General features: G+C 75.2%; 25 protein-coding genes. 8 read left to right on the top strand and 17 right to left on the bottom strand.

Features of this window, described 5'->3' with window-relative positions; all coding sequences use genetic code 11:
* Nucleotides 1–101 precede the first annotated feature (101 nt).
* From KDL28_RS05110 to KDL28_RS05100, 3 genes are all read right to left on the bottom strand, one after another.
* Nucleotides 102–1,202: a class I tRNA ligase family protein gene (locus tag KDL28_RS05110; protein ID WP_252436027.1), complete on the bottom strand. Its 1,101-nt coding sequence runs from the start codon at nucleotides 1,200–1,202 to the stop codon at nucleotides 102–104.
* A 1-nt stretch (nucleotide 1,203) separates the two neighbouring features.
* Nucleotides 1,204–1,731, bottom strand: a complete 528-nt coding sequence (locus tag KDL28_RS05105) for a LapA family protein (protein WP_252436026.1) — start codon at nucleotides 1,729–1,731, stop codon at nucleotides 1,204–1,206.
* A gap of 176 nt (nucleotides 1,732–1,907) precedes the next feature.
* The gene (locus KDL28_RS05100; protein WP_252436025.1) at nucleotides 1,908–2,369 is read right to left on the bottom strand and encodes a GNAT family N-acetyltransferase; all 462 of its coding nucleotides are present in this window, start codon (nucleotides 2,367–2,369) and stop codon (nucleotides 1,908–1,910) included.
* Between the two features lie 97 nt (nucleotides 2,370–2,466).
* Between KDL28_RS05100 and KDL28_RS05095 the strand changes: the two genes are divergently transcribed.
* On the top strand, nucleotides 2,467–3,888 hold the full coding sequence (locus KDL28_RS05095; RefSeq protein WP_252436024.1) for a mycothione reductase: 1,422 nt from the start codon (nucleotides 2,467–2,469) through the stop codon (nucleotides 3,886–3,888).
* Between the two features lie 146 nt (nucleotides 3,889–4,034).
* Here KDL28_RS05095 and KDL28_RS05090 read toward each other — a convergent pair whose 3' ends face one another.
* Nucleotides 4,035–4,886 carry a lysophospholipid acyltransferase family protein gene (locus tag KDL28_RS05090; RefSeq protein WP_252436023.1) on the bottom strand — a complete coding sequence of 284 codons (852 nt, stop codon included), beginning with the start codon at nucleotides 4,884–4,886 and terminating at the stop codon, nucleotides 4,035–4,037.
* 274 nt (nucleotides 4,887–5,160) lie between these two features.
* On the opposite strand from KDL28_RS05090, the gene KDL28_RS05085 reads away from it, so the two are divergent.
* Both KDL28_RS05085 and KDL28_RS05080 read left to right on the top strand, forming a co-directional pair.
* Nucleotides 5,161–5,898: an alpha/beta fold hydrolase gene (locus KDL28_RS05085; RefSeq protein WP_252436022.1), complete on the top strand. Its 738-nt coding sequence runs from the start codon at nucleotides 5,161–5,163 to the stop codon at nucleotides 5,896–5,898.
* Between the two features lie 122 nt (nucleotides 5,899–6,020).
* Entirely contained in the window at nucleotides 6,021–6,458 is a 438-nt protein-coding gene (locus KDL28_RS05080; protein WP_252436021.1) for an SRPBCC family protein, read from the top strand.
* A 4-nt stretch (nucleotides 6,459–6,462) separates the two neighbouring features.
* Here KDL28_RS05080 and KDL28_RS05075 read toward each other — a convergent pair whose 3' ends face one another.
* From KDL28_RS05075 to KDL28_RS05055, 5 genes are all read right to left on the bottom strand, one after another.
* Nucleotides 6,463–7,038: a pyridoxamine 5'-phosphate oxidase family protein gene (locus KDL28_RS05075; protein ID WP_252436020.1), complete on the bottom strand. Its 576-nt coding sequence runs from the start codon at nucleotides 7,036–7,038 to the stop codon at nucleotides 6,463–6,465.
* Nucleotides 7,039–7,080: 42 nt separating this feature from the next.
* The gene (gene map / locus KDL28_RS05070; protein ID WP_252436019.1) at nucleotides 7,081–7,938 is read right to left on the bottom strand and encodes a type I methionyl aminopeptidase; all 858 of its coding nucleotides are present in this window, start codon (nucleotides 7,936–7,938) and stop codon (nucleotides 7,081–7,083) included.
* Between the two features lie 58 nt (nucleotides 7,939–7,996).
* A complete protein-coding gene (locus KDL28_RS05065) occupies nucleotides 7,997–8,374 on the bottom strand; it encodes a DUF3054 domain-containing protein (protein ID WP_252436018.1) in 378 nt (125 codons plus the stop codon).
* 83 nt (nucleotides 8,375–8,457) lie between these two features.
* Complete coding sequence (locus KDL28_RS05060) at nucleotides 8,458–10,281, bottom strand: penicillin-binding transpeptidase domain-containing protein (RefSeq protein ID WP_252436017.1); 1,824 nt, start codon at nucleotides 10,279–10,281, stop codon at nucleotides 8,458–8,460.
* A gap of 67 nt (nucleotides 10,282–10,348) precedes the next feature.
* On the bottom strand, nucleotides 10,349–11,116 hold the full coding sequence (locus KDL28_RS05055) for a TetR/AcrR family transcriptional regulator (RefSeq protein WP_252436016.1): 768 nt from the start codon (nucleotides 11,114–11,116) through the stop codon (nucleotides 10,349–10,351).
* Nucleotides 11,117–11,188: 72 nt separating this feature from the next.
* Between KDL28_RS05055 and KDL28_RS05050 the strand changes: the two genes are divergently transcribed.
* Together KDL28_RS05050 and KDL28_RS05045 are read left to right on the top strand one after the other, a co-directional pair.
* On the top strand, nucleotides 11,189–12,175 hold the full coding sequence (locus KDL28_RS05050; protein WP_252436015.1) for an ATP-binding cassette domain-containing protein: 987 nt from the start codon (nucleotides 11,189–11,191) through the stop codon (nucleotides 12,173–12,175).
* Nucleotides 12,172–12,999 carry an ABC transporter permease gene (locus KDL28_RS05045; protein ID WP_252436014.1) on the top strand — a complete coding sequence of 276 codons (828 nt, stop codon included), beginning with the start codon at nucleotides 12,172–12,174 and terminating at the stop codon, nucleotides 12,997–12,999. Before KDL28_RS05050 ends, KDL28_RS05045 begins: the two co-directional genes overlap by 4 nt.
* Before the next feature lie 127 nt (nucleotides 13,000–13,126).
* Here KDL28_RS05045 and KDL28_RS05040 read toward each other — a convergent pair whose 3' ends face one another.
* From KDL28_RS05040 to dxr, 4 genes are all read right to left on the bottom strand, one after another.
* Complete coding sequence (locus tag KDL28_RS05040) at nucleotides 13,127–13,960, bottom strand: GNAT family N-acetyltransferase (protein ID WP_252436013.1); 834 nt, start codon at nucleotides 13,958–13,960, stop codon at nucleotides 13,127–13,129.
* Between the two features lie 112 nt (nucleotides 13,961–14,072).
* A complete protein-coding gene (ispG, locus tag KDL28_RS05035; protein WP_252436012.1) occupies nucleotides 14,073–15,218 on the bottom strand; it encodes a flavodoxin-dependent (E)-4-hydroxy-3-methylbut-2-enyl-diphosphate synthase in 1,146 nt (381 codons plus the stop codon).
* A 97-nt stretch (nucleotides 15,219–15,315) separates the two neighbouring features.
* Nucleotides 15,316–16,620 carry a M50 family metallopeptidase gene (locus KDL28_RS05030; RefSeq protein ID WP_252436011.1) on the bottom strand — a complete coding sequence of 435 codons (1,305 nt, stop codon included), beginning with the start codon at nucleotides 16,618–16,620 and terminating at the stop codon, nucleotides 15,316–15,318.
* Between the two features lie 18 nt (nucleotides 16,621–16,638).
* Entirely contained in the window at nucleotides 16,639–17,820 is a 1,182-nt protein-coding gene (dxr, locus tag KDL28_RS05025; protein WP_252436010.1) for a 1-deoxy-D-xylulose-5-phosphate reductoisomerase, read from the bottom strand.
* 72 nt (nucleotides 17,821–17,892) lie between these two features.
* Between dxr and KDL28_RS05020 the strand changes: the two genes are divergently transcribed.
* The 3 genes from KDL28_RS05020 (at nucleotide 17,893) to srmL (ending at nucleotide 20,461) form a co-directional block, all read left to right on the top strand.
* Nucleotides 17,893–18,153: a DUF2631 domain-containing protein gene (locus KDL28_RS05020; protein ID WP_252436009.1), complete on the top strand. Its 261-nt coding sequence runs from the start codon at nucleotides 17,893–17,895 to the stop codon at nucleotides 18,151–18,153.
* A 19-nt stretch (nucleotides 18,154–18,172) separates the two neighbouring features.
* Nucleotides 18,173–19,144, top strand: a complete 972-nt coding sequence (gene ligD / locus KDL28_RS05015) for a non-homologous end-joining DNA ligase (protein WP_252436008.1) — start codon at nucleotides 18,173–18,175, stop codon at nucleotides 19,142–19,144.
* 180 nt (nucleotides 19,145–19,324) lie between these two features.
* Entirely contained in the window at nucleotides 19,325–20,461 is a 1,137-nt protein-coding gene (srmL, locus tag KDL28_RS05010; protein WP_252436007.1) for a PheS-related mystery ligase SrmL, read from the top strand.
* On the opposite strand, the gene KDL28_RS05005 is transcribed toward srmL, so the two are convergent.
* From KDL28_RS05005 to KDL28_RS04990, 4 genes are all read right to left on the bottom strand, one after another.
* Nucleotides 20,462–21,913: a sensor histidine kinase gene (locus KDL28_RS05005; protein ID WP_252436006.1), complete on the bottom strand. Its 1,452-nt coding sequence runs from the start codon at nucleotides 21,911–21,913 to the stop codon at nucleotides 20,462–20,464.
* Between the two features lie 5 nt (nucleotides 21,914–21,918).
* Nucleotides 21,919–22,638 carry a response regulator transcription factor gene (locus tag KDL28_RS05000; protein ID WP_252436005.1) on the bottom strand — a complete coding sequence of 240 codons (720 nt, stop codon included), beginning with the start codon at nucleotides 22,636–22,638 and terminating at the stop codon, nucleotides 21,919–21,921.
* Nucleotides 22,639–22,708: 70 nt separating this feature from the next.
* The gene (locus tag KDL28_RS04995) at nucleotides 22,709–23,500 is read right to left on the bottom strand and encodes an ABC transporter permease (protein WP_252436004.1); all 792 of its coding nucleotides are present in this window, start codon (nucleotides 23,498–23,500) and stop codon (nucleotides 22,709–22,711) included.
* Nucleotides 23,497–24,444 carry an ATP-binding cassette domain-containing protein gene (locus tag KDL28_RS04990; RefSeq protein ID WP_252436003.1) on the bottom strand — a complete coding sequence of 316 codons (948 nt, stop codon included), beginning with the start codon at nucleotides 24,442–24,444 and terminating at the stop codon, nucleotides 23,497–23,499. The genes KDL28_RS04995 and KDL28_RS04990 overlap by 4 nt, the downstream gene beginning before the upstream one ends.
* Between the last annotated feature and the right edge of the window lie 38 nt (nucleotides 24,445–24,482).

The following is a 24,482-nucleotide window of genomic DNA, read 5'->3' as shown; positions in this document are numbered from 1 at the left end:
CCCCCGCCCCCCCCCGCCCCCCCCCCCCCCCCCCCCCCCCCCCGCCCCCGCCCCCCCCCCCCCGCGGGGGGCCCGGGCCGGTTCGCGTCGGAGCGGCCGGTTCAGCTCAGGTTCAGCACCGAGAGCGCCAGCCGGGCGGCGTCGCCGCCCGCCTCCTCGGCCACGTCCAGGGCGGTGGGCACGTCGAGGTCGGCGAGCAGGGCCGTGGTGACCGCCTCGGTGGCGGCCCGCCCGCCCGACCCGGTACCGCGCGCCGCGGCGGCGTAGAGGCGCTCGAGGCGCTCAGCGGCCGCGTCCAGGTCGCGCGAGTGGAAGTCCCATCCCCGCGCCCAGGAGCGGTCGACCAGCAGCAGCCGCAGCGCCGCGGGCGCGTGCTTGGCGAGCACGTCGGAGACCAGCACCAGGTTCCCGGTCGACTTGGCCATCCGCGCGCCGTCCAGCCGGACCGCGCCCACGTGCATCCACGCCCGGGCGAAGGGCCGCACCCCGGTCACCGCCTCGGCCATCTCGGCCTCGTAGGCGTGGTGCGGGAACCGCAGGTCCTCTCCGCCGACGTGCAGGTCCAGCGCCGGACCGAGGGTCGTCAGGGCCATGGCCGCGCACTCGGCGTGCCACCCGGGCCTGCCCTCGCCCCACGGGCTCGGCCAGGCCGCCTCGCCGAACCGGGAGGCCCGCCAGATCGGGACGTCGGCGGGGTGCTCGGCGTCGGGGTGGTCGGTCACCTGCCCGAACTCGGCGGCCAGCGCGGCCGCGGCGGGCGCGCTCATCCCGGACCGGGCGGGCGCCCCCTGCCCGCGGAACCAGACCGTGCCGCCGCGCAGGTAGGCCGCACCCGACTCGAGCAGCGCCGCGGCCAGCGTCACCACCTGGCCGACGTGGTTGTGGGCGCGCGGCTCGTGGGTCGGCTTGCGCACGCCCAGCGCGGTCATGTCGCGGTCGAAGCGGAACTGCTGCACGGCGGCGAAGCTGTCGGGCTCGGCGCCGCGCTCGGCGGCCGCCGCGTCCAGGACGTCGTCGACGTCGGTGACGTTGCGGCAGACCTCGACGTCGACCCCGAGGTGGCGCAGCACCCTGGCCGCCACGTCGGCCCAGACGAACGTGGCCGCGTGGCCGAGGTGGGTGGTGTCGTACGGGGTGATCCCGCAGACGTACATCCGGGCCCGCCCGACGACCGGCAGCGGGCTGCCTCCGATGCGCAGCACGTCAGTCGGTGCGTCGCGCGCCGCGGCGGGCGGCCCGGCGCAGCTGCAGGATGCGCAGCCCGCCCGGGATCGCCACCAGCAGCAGCCCGGCGACGGCGGCGAACAGCAGCGCCACCCCGGTGGGCAGCGTGCCCGACAGCCCGAGGAACGTGATCTGCACCGGCGCGCTGTTCTGCAGGATGAAGATCAGCAGCAGGACCAGCACGATCGCGGACAGGATCAGGCCGGTCCACAGGCCGCTGGTGCGGGTGTGCGATATGCCGGGCACCGGCCCGCCCTTGGGCGTGGCCGCGGTGGGGGCGTCGCGGTCGGGCAGCGGGGTGCGCACCGTCGGGCGCTCGGAGTCGCGCAGGAGGTCGTCGCCCATGTCGAGGCCGCGGGGGTTCGACGCGGAGCCGTCCCACGCGGACGGGTCGGCCGGGCGCATGGCCGGCTGGGTGACCGGGTCCTCCCGCGGGTCGACCGGGCCCACCCGCCCGTAGCGGGGAACCTCCGGACGCGCGGTGGCCCGCGTCGGGTCCTCGGTCACGGTGCAGCCTCCTCAACGGGCCCGCGGTGCCGGTCCGCCCTCCGGGGCGCGATCGACGACCGAACCGGACGAACGGGCGGGTCGTCGTCCAGTATCGCGCACCCGGCGCAACGATGCCCCGCCTCGCGCGGGGTGTCGTCCGCCGCGAACGGATGGGGTGGTGCCGGGGCGGGCCGTCAGCGCCGGCCGCGGCGCATCGGCACGTGCGAGACGCCGTCCCAGTCGTAGGCGGGGCCGGTGACCTCGAAGCCGTAGCCGCGGTAGAAGCCGGCCAGGTGCTCCTGGGAGTCGAGCACGCAGGGGCGGTCGCCCACCTCGGCCAGCGCCGCCTCCATCAGCCGGCGCCCGAGGCCGCGGCCGCGGCCCGACCGGGCCGAGCACAGCCGCCCGATCCGCAGCTCGCCACCGGGCTCGTCGAGCAGCCGCAGGCAGCCCAGCACGGGCTCCGGCTCGCCGTGCCCGCCGAGCCAGAAGTGCCGCGCCCCCGGCTCCAGATCGCGCCCGTCGAGCTCGTCGTAGGGGCAGGCCTGCTCGACGACGAAGACGTCGACGCGCAGCCGCAGGATCTCGTAGAGGGTGCGCGGCTCGAGGTCGGCCGCCCACGCCCGGTGCACCGTTGCAGCCAGTACCTCGCTCATGTGCTCTGCCTACCAGAAGGTCCGCCGGACCGCCGGATCGGCTGACCGCCCGGGCGCGCTCGGCGGGGGACGTGCGACACGGGGTTAGCCTCGTCGGGTGCGGCACCACGATCTGGTCGTCATCGGCAGCGGCTCGGGCAACTCGTTCGTCGACGACCGGTTCGCCGACCTCGACGTGGCGATCATCGAGCACGGCGTGTTCGGCGGCACCTGCCTGAACGTCGGGTGCATCCCGACCAAGATGTACGTGCACCCGGCCGACGTCGCCCAGCACGTCCGCCGGGCCGGCCGGTTCGGCATCGACGCCACGTTCGACCGCGTGCGCTGGACCGACCTGCGCGACCGCGTCTTCGACCGGATCGACCCGATCTCGGCCGCCGGGCGCGACTACCGGCTCCACCGCGTGCCCAACGTCACCCTCTACGAGGGCCACGCCCGCTTCACCGCGCCCCACCAGCTCGAGGTCGACATGACCGACGGGTCGGGCACCACGGCGCTGGGCGCGGACCGCGTCGTCATCGCCGCGGGCGGGCGGCCGGTCGTCCCGGAGCCGATCGCGGCGTCCGGGGTGCCGTTCGAGACCTCCGACACGGTGATGCGGATGGACGCGCTGCCCGAGCACCTGGTGATCGTCGGAGCCGGCTACATCGCCGCCGAGTTCGCGCACGTGTTCTCCGCGCTCGGCAGCGCGGTGTCGGTGATCGGGCGCGGCGGGGCGATGCTGCGCCACCTCGACGAGACCGTCACCGAGCGGTTCACCACGCTCGCCCGCCGGCGCTGGGACCTGCACCTCGACGCCGACGTCGTCGGCGTCCGCGGCGGGCCCGGCGACGTGGTCGTCGAGCTGGCGGGCGGCGCCACCGTCCGCGGCGACGTGCTGCTGGTCGCGACCGGCCGACGGCCCAACGGCGACCGCCTCGACCTGGAGAAGGCCGGCGTCCCCACCCACGACGACGGCCGCATCGTCGTCGACGACCTGCAGCGCACCCCGGTGGAGGGGATCTTCGCCCTCGGCGACGTCAGCTCGCCCCACCAGCTCAAGCACGTGGCCAACCACGAGGCCAAGGTCGTCGCGCACAACCTGCTGCACCCCGACGCGCCCCGGCGCACCGACCACCGGTTCGTGCCGGCGGCGGTGTTCACCCAGCCGCAGATCGCCGCCGTCGGGCGCACCGAGCAGGCCTGCCGCGAGGAGGGCCTGGACTACTCGGTCAAGGTCCAGGAGTACGCCGACATCGCCTACGGCTGGGCGCTGGAGGACCGCACCGGCTTCTGCAAGGTGATCGCCGAGCGGAGCACCGGGCGGCTGCTGGGGGCGCACCTGATGGGCCCGCACGCCTCGTCGGTGATCCAGCCGCTGATCCAGGCCATGTCGTTCGGGCTGGGCGCGCGGGAGATGGCGACCGGGCAGTACTGGATCCACCCGGCGCTCCCCGAGGTGGTGGAGAACGCGCTGCTCGGGCTCGACCTGGAGGGCGCCGAGCGGCCCGGGTCGGGGCCGCCCGGGCGCGACCTCTGACGGGCTCCGCGCGCGTCCGGTCGCGCTCGTCACGACGTGGTGGTGGGGGGGGGGCCCGCCCCCCCGGGGGGGGGGCCCCCCCCCCCCCCCCGGCGGGGGAGCCCGCTTCCCCGGCGGGCGGAACGCACCGTCCCCGATCGGCGGGCTCAGCCTGCCGCGCGGGGGGCTTGCGGGTCGACCGGCTCCCCGGCGGCCACCGGTGCGGCCGGCACGACGGGGTCGGTCGGGAGCGGTGGCGCGTCGGGCGCCTCCGGGTCGAACGGGACGGCGGGCGGGGTCTGCCCGCGGATCTCGGCGACCAGCGCGGTGACGTCGGCCATGATCGCCGCGGTGGCGCCGTCGAGCGCCTTGCGGGTGCGTGGGCCGCCCAGCCAGGCCGACAGGTCGACCGGCGGACCGGCCACCACGTGGACCCGCTTGCGCGGGAAGGGCCGCAGGCCCTTGTTCGGGGGCAGCAGGTCCTGGGTGCCCCAGTTGGCCACCGGGATCACCGGCGCCCCGGTGACCAGCGCGATCCGGCCGATGCCGTTCTTGCCCTTCATGGGCCAGCCGTCCGGGTCGCCGGTGTAGGTGCCCTCGGGGTAGAAGACGACGACCTCACCGCGCTTGACCGCCTCGGTCAGCTCCCGCATGGCGGCGTCGCCTGCGCGCATCGACGTGCGGTCCACCGGGACGTGGCCCCCGCCCCGCATGACCCAGCGGACCCCGGGGATCCCCCACAGCTCCGACTTGGCCAGGAACCGCGGCACGCGCCCGTGCGAGACGGCGAAGGCGACCTCGTAGATCGGGTCGGCGAACGACACGTGGTTGGCCACCAGCAGCGCCCCGCCCTCGCGCGGGATGTGCTCGCCGCCCCGCCAGGACAGCCGCGGCCCGTAGACGGTCGGCGGCCACAGCAGCGCGATGGCCAGGCCGTACCAGAACCCGGTGCCGCGCCGGCGGCGGGTGAAGCTCAGCCGCAGCTTCTGCCCGACCGTCAGCGGCGTGTCCGCCGGCATCCGCACCCTCCTCGCTCGCGTGCTGCCACCCCGATGGTGCCGGGTGGACCGTCGCCGCGGGCGACCGGCCACCCGATCGTGCCGATCCCCGTGCCCCGGACGTGCGACCCGGTTCCCTCGATCATTCCAGTCCGCTGCCGGTGATGGCGAGGAACGATCGCGGCGGGTCCCGCCGGTAGAGCCCGGATGTGATGTCGATCGCAGAACCCGGCCGCGCGCGGCCGCCTTGTGGAACACCTCGAAGGCACCGTCCCGTCCCGCTTGCGAGGTAGCCGTGTCCGCACGCCCAGCCGCCGGCCCCCTGCCGCGGATCGAGCCGGTGGGCGCCGTCCCGGCCGCGCCTCCGGCGGCCGTGCTGGTGCTGCACGGCGGGCGCTCGCGCAGCCACGAGAGCGGCGAGCGCCGGCGGCTGTCGTACTGGCGGATGCTGCCCTTCGCCCGCTCGCTCGCCCGCCGCGGGCCGGCCGTCCACGTGCTGCGCTACCGCTACCGGGGGTGGAACGGGCCGGCCCGTGACGCCGCCCGCGACGCCGCGGCCGGTGTGGACGCCGTGGCCGCCCGGCACCCGGGGGTGCCGGTGGTGCTGCTGGGCCACTCGATGGGCGGGCGGGCCGCGCTGGCCGCCGCCGGGGCCGACCCGGTGGTGGCGGTGTGCGCGCTGGCCCCCTGGCTGGACGGGTCGGACCCGGTCGAGCAGCTCGCCGGGCGCACCGTGCTGATCGCGCACGGCGACCGGGAGCGCTGGACCAGTCCGGCGGCCTCCTTCGACTACGCGGTCCGGGCCAAGCGGGTCACCGACCGGGTCGCCCGCTTCGACGTGCACGGCGCCGGCCACTTCATGCTCGCCCGGGCCGGGGAATGGCACGGACTGGTGCGCCGGTTCGTGCTCGGCGTGACCGGCGTCGAACCCCTCGACCCGGTGATCGCGGACGCGCTGCGCCGGCCATCCCCGCCGGCCTGCGGGCCGCGCCGACCGACGCCGCGCGCGGCGGCCGCCGACCCGACAGGATGATCCGGTGACCGGTTCGCCGTGGGCGACCGCGCCGGCCCACCCCCACCACCAGGAGACCCGATGAGACCCGGCGACACCGTCGACGAAACACTGGAGATCGTGCGAAGGCACGGGGCGCCGGCGTGAGCGACCGCGAGGTGTCGGCGTCGACCGTGGTGGCGGCGGCCCCGGCCGAGGTCTTCGAGCTGCTGGCCGATCCGCGCCGGCACCGCGAGTTCGACGGCTCCGGGACCGTGCGCACGGCGGTCGCCGGCCCGCCCCGGCTCGGCCCCGGCGCCCGGTTCGGCATGGCGATGCACTGGGGCCTGCCCTACCGCATCCGCAACACCGTCGTCGAGTTCGAGGAGGGCAGCCGGATCGCGTGGCGGCACTTCGGCCGGCACGTGTGGTGCTACCGGTTGGAGCCGGTCCCCGGCGGCACGCGGATCACCGAGTCGTTCGACTGGGGACCGTCGCTCTCGCCGTGGGCGCTGGAGAAGTGGGGCGCCCCGGCGCGCAACCTGGCCTCGATCCGCGCCACCCTGCGCCGGCTGAGCGACATCCTCGGCGGACCGGCCTGACCCGTCAGGCCGGCTCGGTGACCGGCAGACCAGGCAGCCCGTCGAGGCTGGTGGCGTTGCGCTCGACCTTGTAGCGGGCGATGCGCTCGGCGTCGCGACTGCGCCAGGTGGCGTCCAGGGTCTCCCGCTCGCCGACCAGCGCCATCTTCGGCACGGCGTAGCCGCAGGAGTCCGACACCCTGCTCACGTCCACGACGACCACCCCGCGCAGGTAGGCACGGCGCTCCTGGGCGGCGGCACCGAACGGGGCGATGGCGTCGTCGAACGCGGGGTCGTCGGCGAGCACCACGCGCCCGGTGCCGTGCAGGCGCACGACGTTGGGCTTGCCGTCGAAGGCGCACAGCATCACGCACACGCGGCCGTTCTCCCGCAGGTGGGCGACGGTCTCGATGCCGCTGGCGATGATGTCGAGGTAGGCGAAGGTGTGCTCGTCGAGCACGCGGAACGTCCCCGACGTGCCCTTGGGCGAGAGGTTGACCAGACCGTCGGCCGCGAGCGGCGCGGTCGCCACGAAGAAGAGCGGCTGCGCCTCGATCCAGTGCGCCAGGTCGGTGTCGATGCGGTCGTAGACGTTGCCCATGGCACGGACGGTACGGAGCGCGGGCGCCGGTGAGAACCGGGTTCAGGGCAGGGTGAGGATCTCCGCACCGTCCGCGGTGACCAGCACCGTGTGCTCGAACTGGGCCGTGCGGGCGCGGTCCTTGGTGACCACCGTCCAGCCGTCGTCCCAGATGTCGTAGTCGATCGTGCCGAGGGTGATCATCGGCTCGATGGTGAAGGTCATGCCCGCTTCGAGCACCGTCTGCACGCTCGGTTCGTCGTAGTGCAGCACCACGAGGCCGCTGTGGAAGCTGCGCCCGATGCCGTGGCCGGTGAAGTCGCGCACCACGCCGTAGCCGAAGCGGCGGGCGTAGGACTCGATGACCCGCCCGACGACGTTGAGCTCGCGCCCCGGGCGCACCGCCTTGATCGCCCGGGCGGTGGCCTCGCGGGTGCGCTCGACGAGCAGCCGGTCCTCCTCGGAGACCGCGCCGGCCAGGAAGGTGCCGTTGGTGTCGCCGTGCACCCCGCCGATGTAGGCGGTCACGTCGATGTTGACGATGTCGCCGTCGCGGATGACCGTGGAGTCGGGGATGCCGTGGCAGATGACCTCGTTGAGGCTGGTGCAGCAGGACTTGGGGAAGCCCTTGTAGCCCAGCGTCGAGGGGTAGGCGTCGTGCTCGACGAGGAACTCGTGGACCACGCGGTCGACCTCGTCGGTGGTGACGCCGGGCGCGACGGCCTCGCCGCCCGCGGCCAGCGCCCGCGCGGCGATCCGCCCGGCCACCCGCATGGCCTCGATCACCTCGGGGGTCTGCACCCACGGCTCGGTGCTGCGGGTGGGGCCCTTCTTGCCGACGTACTCCGGGCGCGGGATGTGCGCGGGGACGGGGCGGATCGGCGATACCGTGCCGGGCGTGAGCAGGGTGCGGGCGGGCATGGCGCCAGTGTAGGTCGGGGACCGGAGGGCTCCGGCGGGGCCGAGCGGCGCGGGCGGCTCAGCGCACGCGCAGGCGGGCCCGGTGGGCCACCGCCACCGACAGCGCCCGCCAGCCGATGAGCAGCACGCCCAGCGAGAGGGTGGCGACCACGGCGAAGCTCAGCGGCAGCCGCTCGGTGAACGCGAACCGCAGCAGCAGGCCGATCACGACCGTGCCGGCGAGCACGGCGGCGCCTGCGCGCAACCCGGCCGGGCGGGCCCGCACGACCGGGGTCGCCCAGGACGCCACCAGACCGACCACGAACGGCGCCATCGTGGCGAGCAGGCCCAGTACGTCGCCCGGCTCGGCGTGGCTTGCCCGGCCCACTGCCGCGAAGACGATCACCGCGACGACGTCGGCGGCGAACGCGAGCGCCGGGATGCGGCTGTGCGTCATCCCACGAGGGTAAGTGCCCTGGCAAGCCCCTTGCGGTCCGGTACCCCGGGTGGAGCACCCGCCGCCGGTGGGCGTCGGCCCGGTCAGCCCAGCGCGGACAGGAACCGGACCGCGGTGTCCACCGCGACCGTGGCGCTGCCCCCGTCGACGACCAGCACCGCGAACGCCAGGTCGCCCCGGTAGCCGACGAACCAGCCGTGCGCCTGGCCCGCGCCGGTGAACTCGGCCGTGCCGGTCTTGCCGTAGACCTCGCCGAGGGGGGCGAGCTGGGTGGCGGTGCCCTCGGTGACCACCGCGCGCATCATGTCGCGGACCTGGTCGAGGCGGGCCGGGTCGGGCTGGTCGGCGGGCTTGGTGACCTCGGTGGGCCGTCCGCGCACGAGCTCGGGCACCACCGGCGACCCGTGCGCCACCGTGGCCGCGACCAGCGCCATGCCCAGCGGGCTGGCCAGCACCTCGCCCTGGCCGATGCCGTCCTCGGCGCGCTGGACCGGGTCGTCGGAGGGCGGGACCGAGCCGGTGATCGTCTTCACGCCCGGGACGACGAAGTCGGCGCCGATGCCGAAGCGCAGCGCGGCGGCGGGCAGCGCGTCGGCAGGCAGGTCGGCGCCCAGCCGACCGAACGTCGTGTTGCAGGACTTCGCGAAGGCGGTGCGCAGCGGCACGGTGCCCAGGTCGAAACCGCCCTTGTTGGGCAGTGGCCGGCCGCCGATCACGGCGCTGCCCGGGCAGGCCACGGGGGTCTGCGGGGCGAGCCCGGCCCCGGCCAGCCCGGCGTCCGCTGTGATGATCTTGAACGTGGAGCCCGGCGGGTAGCGGCCGGTCAGGGCGAGCGCGCCCTCGACGTCGGCCGGGCCGTTCTGGGCCACGGCCAGCACCTCACCGGTGGACGGCGCCACCGCCACGATCATCGCCTGCTGCGCCACCGGCTCGACGGCGTCCTCGGCGGCGGTCTGCACGGCGCGGTCGAGCGACACGCCGACGGTGGCCCCGGGCTCGGGCTCGCCCTCGGCGAGCGTGTCGATGGCGGTGCCCGCGGCGTCGGTGACCAGCACCGACCAGCCGGGCGTGCCGTCGAGCTGCTCGGCCATCTCGGTGCGCACCGCGGGCAGCACCTGGCGGGCGAAGCCCGCGTCCGGGGCGAGCATCCGCTCGCCGGTGGCGAACCGCAGCCCCGGCAGGTCGTGGATGGCGTTCTTCACGCCCAGGTAGTCGCGCTCGCGCAGGACGGCCACCGTGTAGGACTGCCCGTCCGGGGTGCGGGCGGCGCCCTCGGTGATCGAGGTGGCCGTGATGCCGCTGTCGAGCGGGGACAGCGCCGCGGCCAGCGCCGCGGTCACCGACGGGAGGTCGCCCGCGGCGAGCCGGTCGAGCAGGACGCTCACCACCGCGGTGGGCTCGAGCAGCGGCACACCGGCCCGGTCGACCACCGGCGCCTGCTGGGGCTCCTCGGTGCGCACGGCCAGCCGCTGGCCGGTGGCCAGCTGCGGGTGCACGACGGTGGGCGCCCAGCGCACCGCCCAGCCGCGCTCGGCGTCGGGGGTCGCGACGAGCTCCAACTCGTTGAGGTAGCTCCAGGTGCGCCCGGAGCCCAGGTCCCAGCGCACGTCGACCGATGCGGTGGCGCGCTCGGTGGCCTCGCGCACCTGCCCGGCCGTCGCGACGATCCCGGCGGGCCGCAGCGAGGAGCGCGCCGCCGCCAGCACCTCGGTCGCGGCCTGGGGGTTGTCGGTGAGCGCCGCGGCCCCGGCGTCGTCGCCTGCGGACCAGGCGGCGAGGAAGTCGGTCAGGGCCTCCTCCGGCCCCTCCCCGGAGAACAGGCCGCAGCCGCCGACCCCGGCGAGCACGCAGAGCACGGCGAGCAGGGCGGCGGCTCGGCGCGGCGCGCGGGAGCGGGTCAGCGGCACGGGCCGAGTATGCCCAGCCGGTGGCGCCGGTCAGGGGCCCACCCGGGCGGGCCGGAGTCCGCGCCGGTCAGCCCGTCGCGGGGTCCGCACCGGCCCGGCGGGCCGTGACGAGGACCTCGAGCCCGTCGAGCACGCGGCGCAGGCCGAACTCGAACGCGCGGTCGTGCGGGCCGTCGAAGCCGCCGCTGTCGGCCACCCGGCCGAGCATCGGGTAGCGCACCCCCGCCAGCGCGTCGGCCAGGTAGGGCTCCTGGGCGGCCCACCACTCGTCGTCGCTGACGCCGGTCTCCGACGCGGCCCGCGACGCCTCGACCGAACTGCGGGCCAGCCCCGCGACCCACGAGCTCGTGGTGACGATCGCGTCGATCATCTCGCGGCCGTCGAGCCCGGTGCCGTCCAGGATGCGCAGCGTGGCCTCGGTGGCGCGCAGGGAGTTGGGGCCCATCAGCGGGCGTCCCTGCTGGACGTGCAGCAGCCACGGGTGGCGGTGGTAGTGCGCCCACTCCCCCCGGCAGGCGGCTTCGAGCCGCTCGCGCCAGGTGCCGCTCTCGTCGAGGTCGGGGCCCTCGGCGTAGACGTGGTCGACCATCAGGTCGATCAGCTCGTCCTTGCCGGGCACGTACCGGTAGAGCGACATGGCGCCGACCTTGAGCGCCCCGGCGATGCGGCGCATCGACAGCGCGCCGAGGCCCTCCTCGTCGGCGAGCGCGATGGCGGCCTCGACGATGCGCTCGCGCGAGAGCGCCGGCTTGGGCCCGCGGGTGGGCTCGTCCGCCTTCCCCCAGAGCAGCGCCAGGCTGCGCTTGAGGGACTCGGCGCGTTCGGAGGAAGTCATTTGACCGGATCCTAAAACTGGGTACAGTGTACGCGTGACGACGTACACTGTACCCAATTTGGAGGTGTCGGCATGGGCGACGCGGTGCTGACCGAGGGGCTCGGCAAGCGGTTCGGGACCAAGCAGGCCCTCGACGGCCTCGACCTGGCCGTCCCCGAGGGGTCGGTGCTCGGGCTGCTCGGGCCCAACGGCGCCGGCAAGACGACCGCCGTGCGGGTGCTCACCACCCTCCTGCGCCCCGACGCGGGCCGGGCCGAGGTCGGCGGGCACGACGTGGCCCGCGACCCGACCGCGGTGCGCCGGGCCATCGGGCTGACCGGCCAGCACACCACCGTCGACGACATCCTCACCGGCCGGGAGAACCTGGTCATGTGGGGCAGGCTGTTCCACCTCCCCCAGCGCGCGGCCGCCCGCCGCGCCGACGAGCTGCTCGAGCAGTTCGGGCTGACCGACGCCGCGGACCGCCGCGCCAAGACCTACTCCGGCGGCATGCGCAGGCGCCTCGACGTGGCCAGCAGCCTGGTGCTGGCGCCGCGGGTGTTCTTCCTCGACGAGCCCACCACCGGCCTCGACCCGCGCAACCGCGGCGAGGTGTGGGCGGCGCTGCGCGGCCTGGTCGCCGGCGGCACGACGGTCGTGATGACCACCCAGTACCTCGACGAGGCCGACCAGCTTGCCGACCGGATCGCCGTGCTCGACGAGGGCCGCAAGGTCGCCGAGGGCACGCCGTCCGAGCTCAAGTCGCGCATCGGCGGCGACCGGATCGACGTGCTCCTGCGCGACGCCGACGACCTGCCCGCCGCGGCCGACGTGCTGGCCCGCGCGGCCAGCGGGCCGGTCGAGGTGGACGCGCCGCTGCGGCGGCTCTCCGCGCCGGTGCGCGACCGCGTGGCCGCGCTGACCGGGGTCGTGCGCGCACTGGACCACGCCGGCCTGACCGTCGAGGACATCGGCGTGCGCCGCCCGACCCTGGACGAGGTGTTCCTGCACCTCACCGGGAAGCCGGCCGCCCCGGCCGCGAAGCAGAGCGCCCAGAACGAGATCGGAGTGCCGGCATGACCACCTCCACCTTCGCCGTCCCCGCCCGCGGCAGCGCGCTGCGCTGGACGGTCGCCGACTCGTGGGTGGTCGCGCGGCGCGACCTCCTGCACTGGGTGCGCAACCCGAGCGTGATCATCGCCAGCGTGGCGTTCCCGGCCATGTTCGTGCTGCTGTTCGGGTTCGTGTTCGGCAGCGCGATCACGGTGCCGGGCGGCGGTGACTACCGCGAGTTCCTGATGCCGGGGATGTTCGCCCAGGCGATGGTGAACGGGGCCGCGGCCACGGTCGCCGCGGTCGCCGCGGACAAGGCCAGGGGTGTGACCGACCGGTTCCGCTCGATGCCGATGGCGCCGGGCGCACCGGTCGTCGGGCGCAGCGTCGCCGACGTCGTCAACTCCGTGCTCGACCTGGTGGTGCTGGTGGGCCTGGGGCTGCTCGTCGGGTGGCAGGCGCACGGCGGCGTGGCCGGCGCGCTGGCCGCGGTCGGGCTGCTGCTCCTGCTGCGGTTCGCGATGATCTGGGTCGGCATCTACCTCGGGCTGGTGGTCAGCCAGGAGGCCGCGGGCCTGGCCTGGGCCCCGCTGTTCCCGCTCACGATGATCGCGAACACCTTCGTGCACCCGTCGCAGCTGCCGGGCTGGCTCGGCCCGCTCGCCGACTGGAACCCGCTCTCGGCCACGGTGACCGCGGTGCGGGAGCTCTTCGGCAACGCCGGGCCGGTCGGCGCCCAGGCGTCCTGGGCGGAGCAGAACGCGATGCTGCTGGCCGTCGCCTGGCCGCTGGTGATCGTCGCGGTCTTCCTGCCGCTGGCCGTACGCCGCTACCGCCGCCCCGCCGCCTGACGCCGTCGAGAACGGGGGGGGGGGGGGGGGGGTGGGGGCGGCCCGCCGCACACAAGGCTCGGGGGGGGGGGGCGGGGCCCCCCCCCCCCCCCCCCCCCACCCCCCCCCCCCCCCCCCGGGGGGCGGGTCAGAACAGGACGGTGGCGAAGCTGGCGATCTGGGTGAAGCCGATGCGCCGGTAGGCCGCCTTGGCGACGTGGTTGAAGTCGTTGACGTAGAGGCTGGAGACCCGGCCCATCGCGGCCAGGCGCTCGACGACGGCGGCGGTGCCCGCCGTGCCCAGGCCGTGCCCGCGCCGCTCGGGGTGCACCCACACCCCCTGGATCTGCCCCACCTGCGAGGACAGCGCACCGATCTCGGCCTTGAAGACCACCTGGTCGCCCTCGAAGCGGGCGAACGCCCGGCCCGCCGCGAGCAGCTCGGCCACCCGGGAGCGGTAGCCGGCGCCGCCGTCGCCGAGGCGGGGGTCGACCCCGACCTCCTCGGTGAACATCGCGATCGCCGCCGGCAGGTAGCGCTCGAGCTCGTCGGGGCGCACCGGGCGAACGTACGGGTCGGCGGCGATGGCCGGCAGCCCGGCCAGCGCCATCAGCGGCTGGTCGGCGCGGATCTCGCGGGCGGGGGTCCAGTGCCCGGCCAGGTCGTCCCAGAGCGGCAGCACCAGCTCCGCCCGGCCGACCAGCGACGAGCAGCCCCGGCCGTGGCGGCGGGCGCGGTCGGCGAAGGCGCGCAGCGCGGAGCGCTCACCGCGCAGCGGCACCAGGTTGGCGCCCGAGAAGCACAGGCCGTCGAGCCTGCTCCCGACCGCCCACAGCTCACCGCCGAGTCGCCACGGGTCGAGCCCGGCCACCTCGACGCGGGCGGCGACCATGCAGGCGGCCACGGGATCGTTCTCCAGCAGCGCGCGCACACCCGCGCGATCCCGGTCGTCCAGCAGCCGCGCTCCGGCAGTACGAAGCACCCTCTCACGATGCCAGACGGCCACCGATGTTCCTACGACGGGATCCGACCGGAATCCGGCCGTGATCGGGGGATCCGCACGATCGGGACGATCTTCGCGGGGCCCGGGCCGGTCATCCGACCACGACGGTGGGCTCGCCGTCGGCGGCCGGCATCGACTCGGCGATCTTCATGGCCTCCTCGATGAGGGTCTCCACGATCTGGTGCTCGGGCACGGTCTTGATGACCTCGCCCTTGACGAAGATCTGGCCCTTGCCGTTGCCGGAGGCGACGCCGAGGTCGGCCTCGCGGGCCTCGCCCGGGCCGTTGACCACGCAGCCCATCACGGCGACCCGCAGCGGCACCTCCATCCCGGTGAGCCCCGCGGTGACCTCGTCGGCGAGCTTGTAGACGTCGACCTGGGCGCGCCCGCAGGACGGGCAGGACACGATCTCCAGCTTGCGCGGGCGCAGGTTGAGCGACTGCAGGATCTGGGTGCCGACCTTGATCTCCTCGACCGGCGGGGCGGACAGCGAGACCCGGATCGTGTCGCCGATGCCCTGGCGCAGCAGGGCGCCGAACGCCACCGCCGACTTGATGGTCCCTTGGAAGGCCGGACCGGCCTCGGTGACGCCCAGGTGCAGCGGGTAGTCGCACTGCTCGGCGAGCAGCTCGTAGGCGCGCACCATCACGACCGGGTCGTTGTGCTTGACCGAGATCTTGATGTCGTGGAAGTCGTGCTCGGCGAACAGGCCCGCCTCCCACATCGCCGACTCGGCCAGCGCCTCCGGGGTCGCCTTGCCGTACTTGGCCAGCAGCCGCTTGTCCAGCGATCCCGCGTTGACCCCGATCCGGATCGGGGTGCCGTGGTCGCGGGCCGCGGCGGCGATCTCCTTGACCTGGTCGTCGAACTTGCGGATGTTGCCGGGGTTGACCCGCACCGCGGCGCAGCCCGCCTCGATCGCGGCGAAGACGTACTTGGGCTGGAAGTGGATGTCGGCGATGACCGGGATCTGCGACTTCCTCGCGATGGCCGGCAGGGCGTCGGCGTCGTCCTGGCTCGGGCAGGCGACGCGGACGATGTCGCAGCCCGCCGCGGTGAGCTCGGCGATCTGCTGCAGGGTCGCGTTGACGTCGGCGGTGAGCGTGGTGGTCATGGACTGCACCGAGATCGGGTGCTCCGATCCGACACCGACCGCTCCGACCATCAGCTGGCGGGTCTTGCGTCGCTCGGCGAGGGTGGGGGCGGGCGGCACGGGCATGCCCAGTGAGACGGTCACGGCTCCAGTATCCAGGCCCGTGATCGAGCCCGCCGCCGGCCGTGGCCGGAGACACCACCCGGTGTGACGCATTCCCGCCCACCAGGGGTTCTCCCGGCTACTGGAACAGCCGCACCGGGTTGATGACGTCGGCGACGAGCAGCAGCCCGCTCCAGGCGATGAACACCAGCGCCACCACGTAGGCCACCGGCAGCAGCTTGGCCACGTCGACCGGACCGGGGTCGGGGCGCCCGCGCAGCCGCGCGATCCGCTTCTTCACCGCCTCCCAGAGGGCCGGGAAGATCTGCCCGCCGTCCAGCGGCGGGATCGGCAGCAGGTTGAACAGGAACAGCGAGATGTTCACCGCGGCCAGCAGCTGCAGGAAGAACGCGATCTCCTGGCCGACCGGGATGTCCTGGGCCAGGATCTCGCCGCCGATGCGCGAGACCCCGACCACGCCGATGGGGCCGTCGAGGTCGCGCTCCTCACCGAGGAACACCGACCCGAACAGCGCCGGGACCCGGGAGGGCAGCGCGATGATGGCCTCACCGGTGCGACTGATGATCGAGCCGATCTCCCCGGCCACGGCCGGCAGGTCCTTGCGCTGGATCTCGTCGAGGGGCGAGAGCCCGAGGAAGCTGGCGTCGACGATCCTCTCGGGGTCGTCGAGGTCGCGCAGCTGGGTGGTGATCAGCGTGGGGGTCAGGTCGAGCCGCTGCCCGTCGCGCTCGACGGTGACGGTGACGGTGCCCGAGCTGGAGCGGATGGCCTCCTGCATTCCGCGCCAGTCGTCCTGCTCGTAGGGGGTGCCGTTGAACGCCACGATCTTGTCGCCGGGCTGGAAGCCGGCCGCGGCGGCCGGGGTCGGCGGCGCGTCCGCCGGGCACTGCGGCGGAGGGCCGTCCGCGGCGACCGTGGCCGGCAGCACGCAGGCGCTGACCTCGCTCACCGTGGTCGTGTAGGTCCGCACGCCGAAGCCCATGAGCACGATCGCGAACAGCACGACGGCCAGCACCAGGTTCATGAACGGCCCGGCGAACATCACGACCACGCGCTTCCAGGGGGCGCGCAGGTAGAACTGCCGGTCGGCGTCCTCGGGGGCGACGTCCATGGCGGACTGGCGGCGGGCGTCGTCCATCAGGCCCTGGAACGGGCCGGTGCGCCGGGTGCGCCCCAGTGCGCTGTCCGAGCCGGGGGCGGGCGGGATCATCCCGATCATGCGGATGTAGCCGCCGAGCGGGATCGCCTTGAGCCCGAACTCGGTCTCACCGCGCTTGCGCGACCAGATCGTCTTCCCGAAGCCCACCATGAACTCGGGCACCTTGATGCCGAACCACTTCGCCGTGGTGAAGTGCCCCAGCTCGTGCCAGGCGACCGAGAGCAGGATCCCCACGAAGAAGATCACGATTCCCAGCACGGTCATCATCGAAGGCACTCCAGGTCAGTTCGAGCGGATGCCCGCCGCGGCGGCGGTGCGCGCGACCGTGCGGGCGTAGGCCCGGGCCCACTCCTCGGCGGCGAGCACGTCGGAGACGGTAGCGGGGTCGGCGGTCCAGGCTCCGGCCGCGTCCAGCACCTGGGCGAGCACGTCGGTGATGGCCGTGAAGGACAGCCTGCCGGCCACGAACGCGGCCACGACCTCCTCGTTGGCCGCGTTGAGCACCGCGGGCATGCAGCCGCCCGCCGCCCCGGCCCTGCGGGCCAACCGCACGCCGGGCAGCGCGTCGTCGTCCAGCGGTTCGAACGTCCAGCTCTGCGGCGCGTCCCAGCGGCACGGCCGGGCCGCTCCGGGCACCCGGTCGGGCCAGCCGAGGGCCAGCGAGATGGGCAGGACCATGTCCGGCGGGCTGGCCTGGGCCAGCGTGCTGCCGTCCACGAACGCGACCATCGAGTGGATCATCGATTGGGGGTGCACGACGACGTCGATGCGGTCGTAGGGGATGTCGAACAGCAGGTGGGCCTCGATCACCTCGAGGCCCTTGTTGATCAGCGTCGCCGAGTTGATCGTGATGACCGGGCCCATGTTCCAGGTGGGGTGGGCCATCGCCTCGTCGACGGTGACGCCGGTGAGGTCGGCGCGCTTGCGGCCGCGGAACGGCCCGCCGGAGGCGGTCAGCACGAGCCGGTCGACCTCGCTCGCGCGCCCGCCGCGCAGGCACTGCGCCAGCGCGGAGTGCTCGGAGTCGACCGGCACGATCTGGCCGGGCGCGGCCGCCCCGGTGACCAGCGCGCCGCCCGCGATCAGCGACTCCTTGTTGGCCAGCGCGAGCACGGCGCCGGAGCCGAGCGCGGCCAGCGTCGGACCCAGCCCGACCGAGCCGGTGATCGCGTTGAGCACGGTGTGCGCGCCGGAGGTGCCGGCCAGCTCGGTGGCCGCGTCCGGTCCGGCCAGCACGGCGACCCCGGGCAGCATCTCCCGCAGCCGGGCGGCCGCGTCCGGACGCGACACCGCGACCCGGGGCGCGCGGTGCTGCCGGGCCTGGCGGGCGAGCAGGTCGAGATCGCCCCCACCCGCGGCCAACCCGGCCACGGTGAAGCGTTCGGGGTTGGCGGCGATGAGGTCGAGGGCCTGGGTGCCGACCGAACCGGTTGACCCGAGCACGACCACGGAGCGACTGGACATCCTCACCATCATCCTCCGCCGGATGTTGTGCGACGATGAGCCCCGGCACTCGCATGATCAGGAGGACTACCGGTGGCGAGGAACTCCCGGGAGCTGGCCAAGCGCTCCGCGGTCGACCCGCAGGACGAGCCGTCGGCCGAGTGGGGCTGGCACGGCAGCTTCCCCAAGGGCAAGGTCGCCGGCGGCGTCGTCTCGATCATCTTCCTGCTGCTGTTCGCCATCGGCCCGTACCAGAGCCGCACCCAGGACCTGTGGCTGATCGGGATCGCGCTGCTGCTGGCGGGCCTGATCGTGCACCACGTCGTGAGCCGCCGGCACGCCTGGCGACGCTGAGAGGGGCGCGGAGGCCGTCGTGGCCGGGCCCGCGGTCGAGCTGGAGGTCGGCGACCGGACCGTCCGGCTGAGCAACCCCGACCGGGTGTACTTCCCGGCCCGCGGCGAGACCAAGCTCGACCTGGCGCGCTACTACCTGTCGGTCGCCGACGGCGTCGTGCGCGCCCTGCGCGACCGCCCGTGCATGCTGCACCGCTTCCCGACCGGCGTCACCGGGGAGAAGGTCCACCAGAAGCGGTTGCCGCGCGGCGCGCCCGACTGGATCGAGACCGTGCGGGTGGACTTCCCGCGCTGGGGCCGCCACGCCGACGAGCTGTGCGTCCAGCACCCCGCCGATGTCGTCTGGGCGGTGCAGATGTCGACCGTCGAGTTCCACCCGTGGAACTCCCGGCGCGCCGACACCGAGAAGCCCGACGAGTGGCGCATCGACCTCGACCCCATGCCGGAGGCCACCTACGCCGACGTCCGGCGCGTGGCGCACGTCGCCCACGAGGTGCTCGACGAGCTCGGCGCCACCGGCTGGCCCAAGACCTCCGGCGGCAAGGGCATGCACGTCTACGTGCGGATCCCGCCCGAGCACGGCTTCGCCGACGTGCGCCGGGCCGCGCACGCCTTCGCCCGCGAGGTGGCCCGCCGCTGCGACCTCGTCGACCTGACGTGGTGGCGCAAGGACCGCGACCCGGCGTCGGTGTTCGTGGACTACAACCAGAACACCCGCGACCACACCATCCGCTGCGCGTACTCGGTGCGCGGGATCGCCGAGGCGCTGGTGTCCGCGCCGATCCGCTGGGACGAGGTCGACGCCGCGGCCCCGGACGACTTCACGATCGCCACGATGCCCGCGCGCTTCGCCGAGCTTGGCGACCTGCACGCCGGCATCGACGACGCCGTGTTCCGGATCGACGAGCTGCTGGAGTGGGCCGACCGCGACGCCCGGGACGGCGCCGAGGAGCCGCCCGAGGACGACGTGCAGGACCTCGACGCCCGCTGACGGGATTTCCCGTGTGCCGGGCACGTGCCCGGCACTACCCTGGTCGCGTGCGCGAGCAGCGATTTCCCCGCCCCCGGCCGCAGCGCGGCCGCGAGGGCCCGCTGACGCACGCCTGAGTCCTCGCCGCCACCGCGGTCGGGGGGTGTCCCCACCCGTCGCCGCCACCCGCGAGGACCCGCCATGACCGCAACGCTCGCCCCACCCGACATCTCCGCCGCGCTGTCCGTGCGCGACCTGACCGATCCCGCGCAGGGCCCGCACGCCGTCCAGGCCCTGCTGTCCGCCGCGGTCGACGCCCTGGCCGGGCGCTGGCGCTGCGCGGTCGAGGTGCGCCGCCCGTCGCCGCTCGTCGCCGTCGAGGACAACTACGACCGGCTCGGCTACGACCCGACCGCGGCCACCCGCGCCGGGCGCTACTCCCGCTACGTCAGCGACACCGTCATGCTGCGCAGCCACACGTCGGCCGGAGTGCCGCCCGCCCTGCGCGCCCTGGCCGCCCGCCCGGACTCCCCCGCCGACGTGCTGCTGGTGCTGCCGGGGCTGACCTACCGCCGCGACGTCGTCGACCGGCTGCACGTCGGCACGCCGCACCAGGTCGACCTGTGGCGGATCACCCGGGGGCGGGCCGTCCGGGTGGCCGACCTGGTCGACATGGTCGACGCGCTGGTCGCCGCCGTGCTGCCGGGCGCGCGGTGGCGCACCGAGCCCGCCGAGCACCCCTACACCACCGACGGCCTGCAGATCGACGTCGACACCGCCGACGGCTGGGTCGAGCTGGCCGAGTGCGGGCTGGCCGCCCCGCACGTGCTGGCCCGGGCGGGGCTCGACCCCGACCGGCACAGCGGCCTGGCCCTGGGCATGGGGCTGGACCGGGCGCTGATGCTGCGCAAGGGCGTGCCGGACATCCGGCTGCTGCGTGCGGGCGACCCGCGGATCGCCGGGCAGCTGCTCGACCTCGCGCCGTGGCGGCCGGTGTCGGCGCTGCCCGCGGTCCGGCGCGACCTGTCGATCGTGCTCGACGAGCGGGCGGCCGACCCCGAACTGCTCGGCGACCGGGTCCGCACGGCACTCGGGGCGGACGTCGACGCGCTGGAGAGCCTCACCGTGCTCGCCGCCACGGCGCACGCGGACCTGCCCGCGGCCGCGCGGGCGCGCCTGGGCACCCGCCCCGGTCAGCTGAACGTGCTGCTGCGGCTGGTGCTGCGGCCGGTGGATCGGACGCTCACCGACGCGGTGGCCAACGCGCTGCGCGACCGGGTCTACGCCGCGGTGCACGAGGGACCGCACCACGAGTGGGCCGCGGCCGGACCGCCCTGATCAGTCCGGGGCGGCCGGCAGCAGCACGCGCACGGTCGCCCCGGCCCCGGGCGCGGTGTCCAGCTCGACGCACCCGCCGTGCGCGGCCACGATCGAGTCCACGATCGCCAGCCCCAGCCCCGCCCCGCCGCCGCCGACCCGGCTGCGCGACCCGTCGACCCGGGAGAAGCGCTCGAACGCGCCGGCGGCCTGCTCGGCGGTGAGCCCCGGCCCGCGATCGGCGACCTCCAGCACCGCGTCGTCGCCGACCGTGCCCACGCCGACGCGCACCGGGGTGCCCGGCGGCGTGTGGGCGACGACGTTGCCGACAAGGTTGCTGACCACCTGCCGCAGCCGGGCCTCGTCACCCAGCAGCGGCGCCGCGGCCACCGGTCCGTCGCCGGGCCCGGTGAGCCGCACCTCCCGGGTCGGGTCGAGGGCACGCAGGTCGTGCAGGGCGTCGGCGGCCAGCGTGCGCAGGTCCATCGGCGCCGGATCGACGACCGGCGGCCCGTCGGCGGCGCGCTCGTCGAGGCGGGCGAGCAGCAGCAGGTCCTCCACCAGGGCGACCAACCGGGAGGACTCGTCCTCGATGCGCGTCATCGTGCGGTCGACATCGGCGGGCGCGCTCAGGCCACCCATCCGGTAGAGCTCGGTCGAGCCCCTGATCGTGAAGAGCGGCGTGCGCAGCTCGTGGCTGGCATCGGCGACGAACCGGCGCATCCGGGCCTCGGACGCCGCGCGGGCCGCGAACGCCGCCTCGATCTGGGCCAGCATGCCGTTGAGCGCACCCGCCAGCCGGCCCACCTCGGTGCCCGGCCCGGCCAGCTCGGGCACCCGGCGGGCCAGGTCGCCGCCGGCGATGGCGGTCGCGGTCTCCTCGACGCGGCGCAGCGGGCGCAGCCCCGCCCCGACGGCGAACCAGCCTGCCGTCACCAGCAGCACGAGCACTCCGGCCGCGACGCCCAGGAACCGCCCGACGATGCCGTCGATCGCCCGGTCGACCTCCGCCAGCGATGCGCCCACGACGACGCTGCCCGCGCCGTCCGCCCGCGGGACGCCGAGCACCCGCCACGACGCCGAGCCGGCCTCCCCCGGCACCTCGAAGGGTTCACCGCCCCGGCCGGCGGACGCCGCGGCGTCCATCGGCGGCAGCTGCGGACCGGTGCGCTCCGCGGGTGGCTGCGGCACCGCCTCCAGCCGGCCCTCGGGGTCGAACAGGGCCACGTAGCGCCCCTCCCGCTCCCCGACGCGCGCGTCAGGCGGACGGGTCGCGCGCGAGTCGGCGTACTGCCGAGCCAGCGGTTCCACCGCAGCCGCCACGGTGGCGCTGATCCGCAGCTCCTCGTCGATCCGCTCGACCAGCGGCCGTCGCAGGTCGACGAGGGCCCCGGCGATGCTGGCCGCGAGCCCGACCACCAGCAGCCCGGACGTGATCATCAGCAGCCGGGCGCGCACCGACGGCGCGCGCACCCGCCTCACGGGCGCGGGGCGCGCAGCACGTAGCCGGCGCCGCGGACGGTGTGGATCAGCTTCGGCTCACCGGTGTCGACCTTGCGGCGCAGGTAGCTGATGTAGGACTCGACGATGCTCTGGTCACCGCCGAAGTCGTAGTCCCACACGTGGACGAGGATCTGCGCCTTGGAGACCACGCGGCCGGCGTTGACCATCAGGTAGTGCAGCAACCGCAGCTCGGTCGGCGAGAGCGCGACCGGGTGACCGCCGCGGCGCACCTGGTGGCCGTCCGGGTCGAGCTCCAGGTCGGCGACCACCAGCGACGCGCCGGTTCCCGCGGTGCGGCGCAGCACCGCCCGGATGCGCGCGACCAGCTCGGCCAGCTCGAACGGTTTGGTGACGTAGTCGTCGCCGCCCGCGGTGAGGCCTCGGACCTTGTCCTCCGTGCCGTCGCGCGCGGTGAGGAAGAGCACCGGGAGGTGGCCGGGGCGCCCGCCTGCCCCCGGCGCCTGCGCGCGCAGCCTGCGCACGACCTCGAAGCCGTCCATGTCCGGCAGCATGACGTCGAGCAGGACGAGGTCGGGCGGGTCCGCGGCGGCCGCGGCCAGCGCCTCGGCCCCGGTGCCCGCCGAGGCCACCCGGAATCCGGAGAAGCGCAGCGTGGCCGCGAGGAGCTCGCGCAGGTTGGGCTCGTCGTCGACGACCAGCAGCCCTGCCTCCGTCTGCTGCGCGGGTGCCTTCACCGTGGGGCCTCCATGCGCTCACCTGTCGTCCGGACGGGCTTCGGGATCCGCATCCGACCCTAGGCCGCGCTCACGCGTCCCGGCGCTGCAGGACGACGAGCGCGGCCGCCATCAGCGCGACCACCCAGGCGGCCATCACCGCCAGCCCGGTCCACGGGTCGAGGACGCGCGGGTCGACCACCACCGTCATGATCTTGTTGCCGGCCAGCGTCGGCCAGAAGGTGCCCACGAGGACGGCCAGCGACCGCGGCAGGATCGGGGTGAACGCGGGCACGAGCAGCGTCGCGCACAGCATCACCGTCACCGCTCCGGCCGTCGCCCGCACCAGCACCCCGACCGCCACCGCGCCGAGGGCCACCAGCGCCAGGTACAGCCCGCCGCCCAGCACGGCGCGCAGCACGTCGGGCTGGTCGAGCGCCGCTCGCGGCGCGGCGCCGTCGAGGACCGCCTGCACCACCAGGAACGAGGCGAGCAGGACCAGCCCGCCGGCCAGCAGCGCGAGCCCGCCCACGACGACCGCCTTGGCCGCCAGCAGCCGGGGCCGCCGGGGCACCGCGGCCAGGCTCACCCGGATCGTGCCGGTGGCGTACTCCGAGGTCACCACGAGCACGCCGAGCACGGCCACGGCGAGCTGCACGAACAGGTGGGCCCGCAGGCCCACGGCGGTCGGGTCGAACGCCGCGCGCTCCTCGGGCGTGCCTCCCAGGAAGTCCTGCGCCCCGGCGAGCCCGAAGGGCACCGCGAATCCGACGCCCAGCACCACCGCGGCCAGCAGGCTCCACGCCGTCGACCGGACGCCGACCAGCTTCGCCCACTCCGCCCGCACCGAGTCACCGAAGGTCGCCGCCACTGCGGCGCTCACCGCGCCACACCCGCCCCGACGGCGCCGTCGACGCGTTCCGGGACGGAACCACCGACCGGGTACTCCACGCTGTCGCGCGTCAGCTCGAGGAAGGCCTCCTCCAACGTGGCCCGCCGCGGGGTCAGCTCGGCGAGCGCCACGCCGTGCAGCGCAGCCAGCCCCCCGACCTCGGCAGCGGTCATACCGGTGATCAGCCAGGAGCCGTCCGCCTCCTGGCGCACCCCGGCGCCGACCGCCCGCATCCGGGTGGCGAACCCGGCGTCCCCGCACCGGACCAGCACCGCGTCGGTACCGGCCGCGACCAGATCGCCCACGCCGGTGTCCGCGATCAGCCGGCCGCGACCGAGCACCAGCAGGTGGTCGGCCGTCAGCGCCATCTCCGGGAGCAGGTGGCTGGACACCAGGACGGTGCGGCCCTCGGCGGCCATGCCGCGCACCAGCGACCGGATCCAGTGGATGCCCTCCGGGTCGAGTCCGTTGACCGGCTCGTCGAACAGCAGCACGCCCGGATCCCCCAGCAGGGCCGCGGCGATGCCCAGGCGCTGGCTCATGCCCAGCGAGAACACCCCCGCGCGCCGGTGGGCCACCGCGGCCAGTCCCACCAGCTCCAGCACCTCGTCGACCCGGCGGTCGGGGATCCGGTTGCTGCGGGCCAGCCACGTGAGGTGGCGGCGGGCGGTCCGCCCCGGGTGCACCGCACGGGCATCCAGCAGCGCCCCGACCGCGTGCATCGGGGCGGGCAGGTCGGCGTAGCGGACCCCGTCCACGGTGACCGTTCCGCTGCTGGGCCGGTCCAGGCCCAGGACCATCCGCATCGTGGTCGACTTGCCGGCCCCGTTCGGCCCGAGGAAACCGGTGACCGTTCCCGGTCGGACGGTGAAGTCGAGCCCGTCGACCGCGAGGGTCGACCCGTACCGCTTGGTGAGGCCGCGCGCCTCGATCATCCCCTGCTCCTCCGTGTCGTACCCGATCACCGGCCAGG

It is taken from the genome of Pseudonocardia humida (assembly GCF_023898865.1).
GTDB classification, from domain to species: domain Bacteria; phylum Actinomycetota; class Actinomycetes; order Mycobacteriales; family Pseudonocardiaceae; genus Pseudonocardia; species Pseudonocardia humida.
The sequence above is the reverse complement of the archived record's forward strand: the minus strand, read 5'-3'. Positions and strand labels throughout refer to the sequence as shown.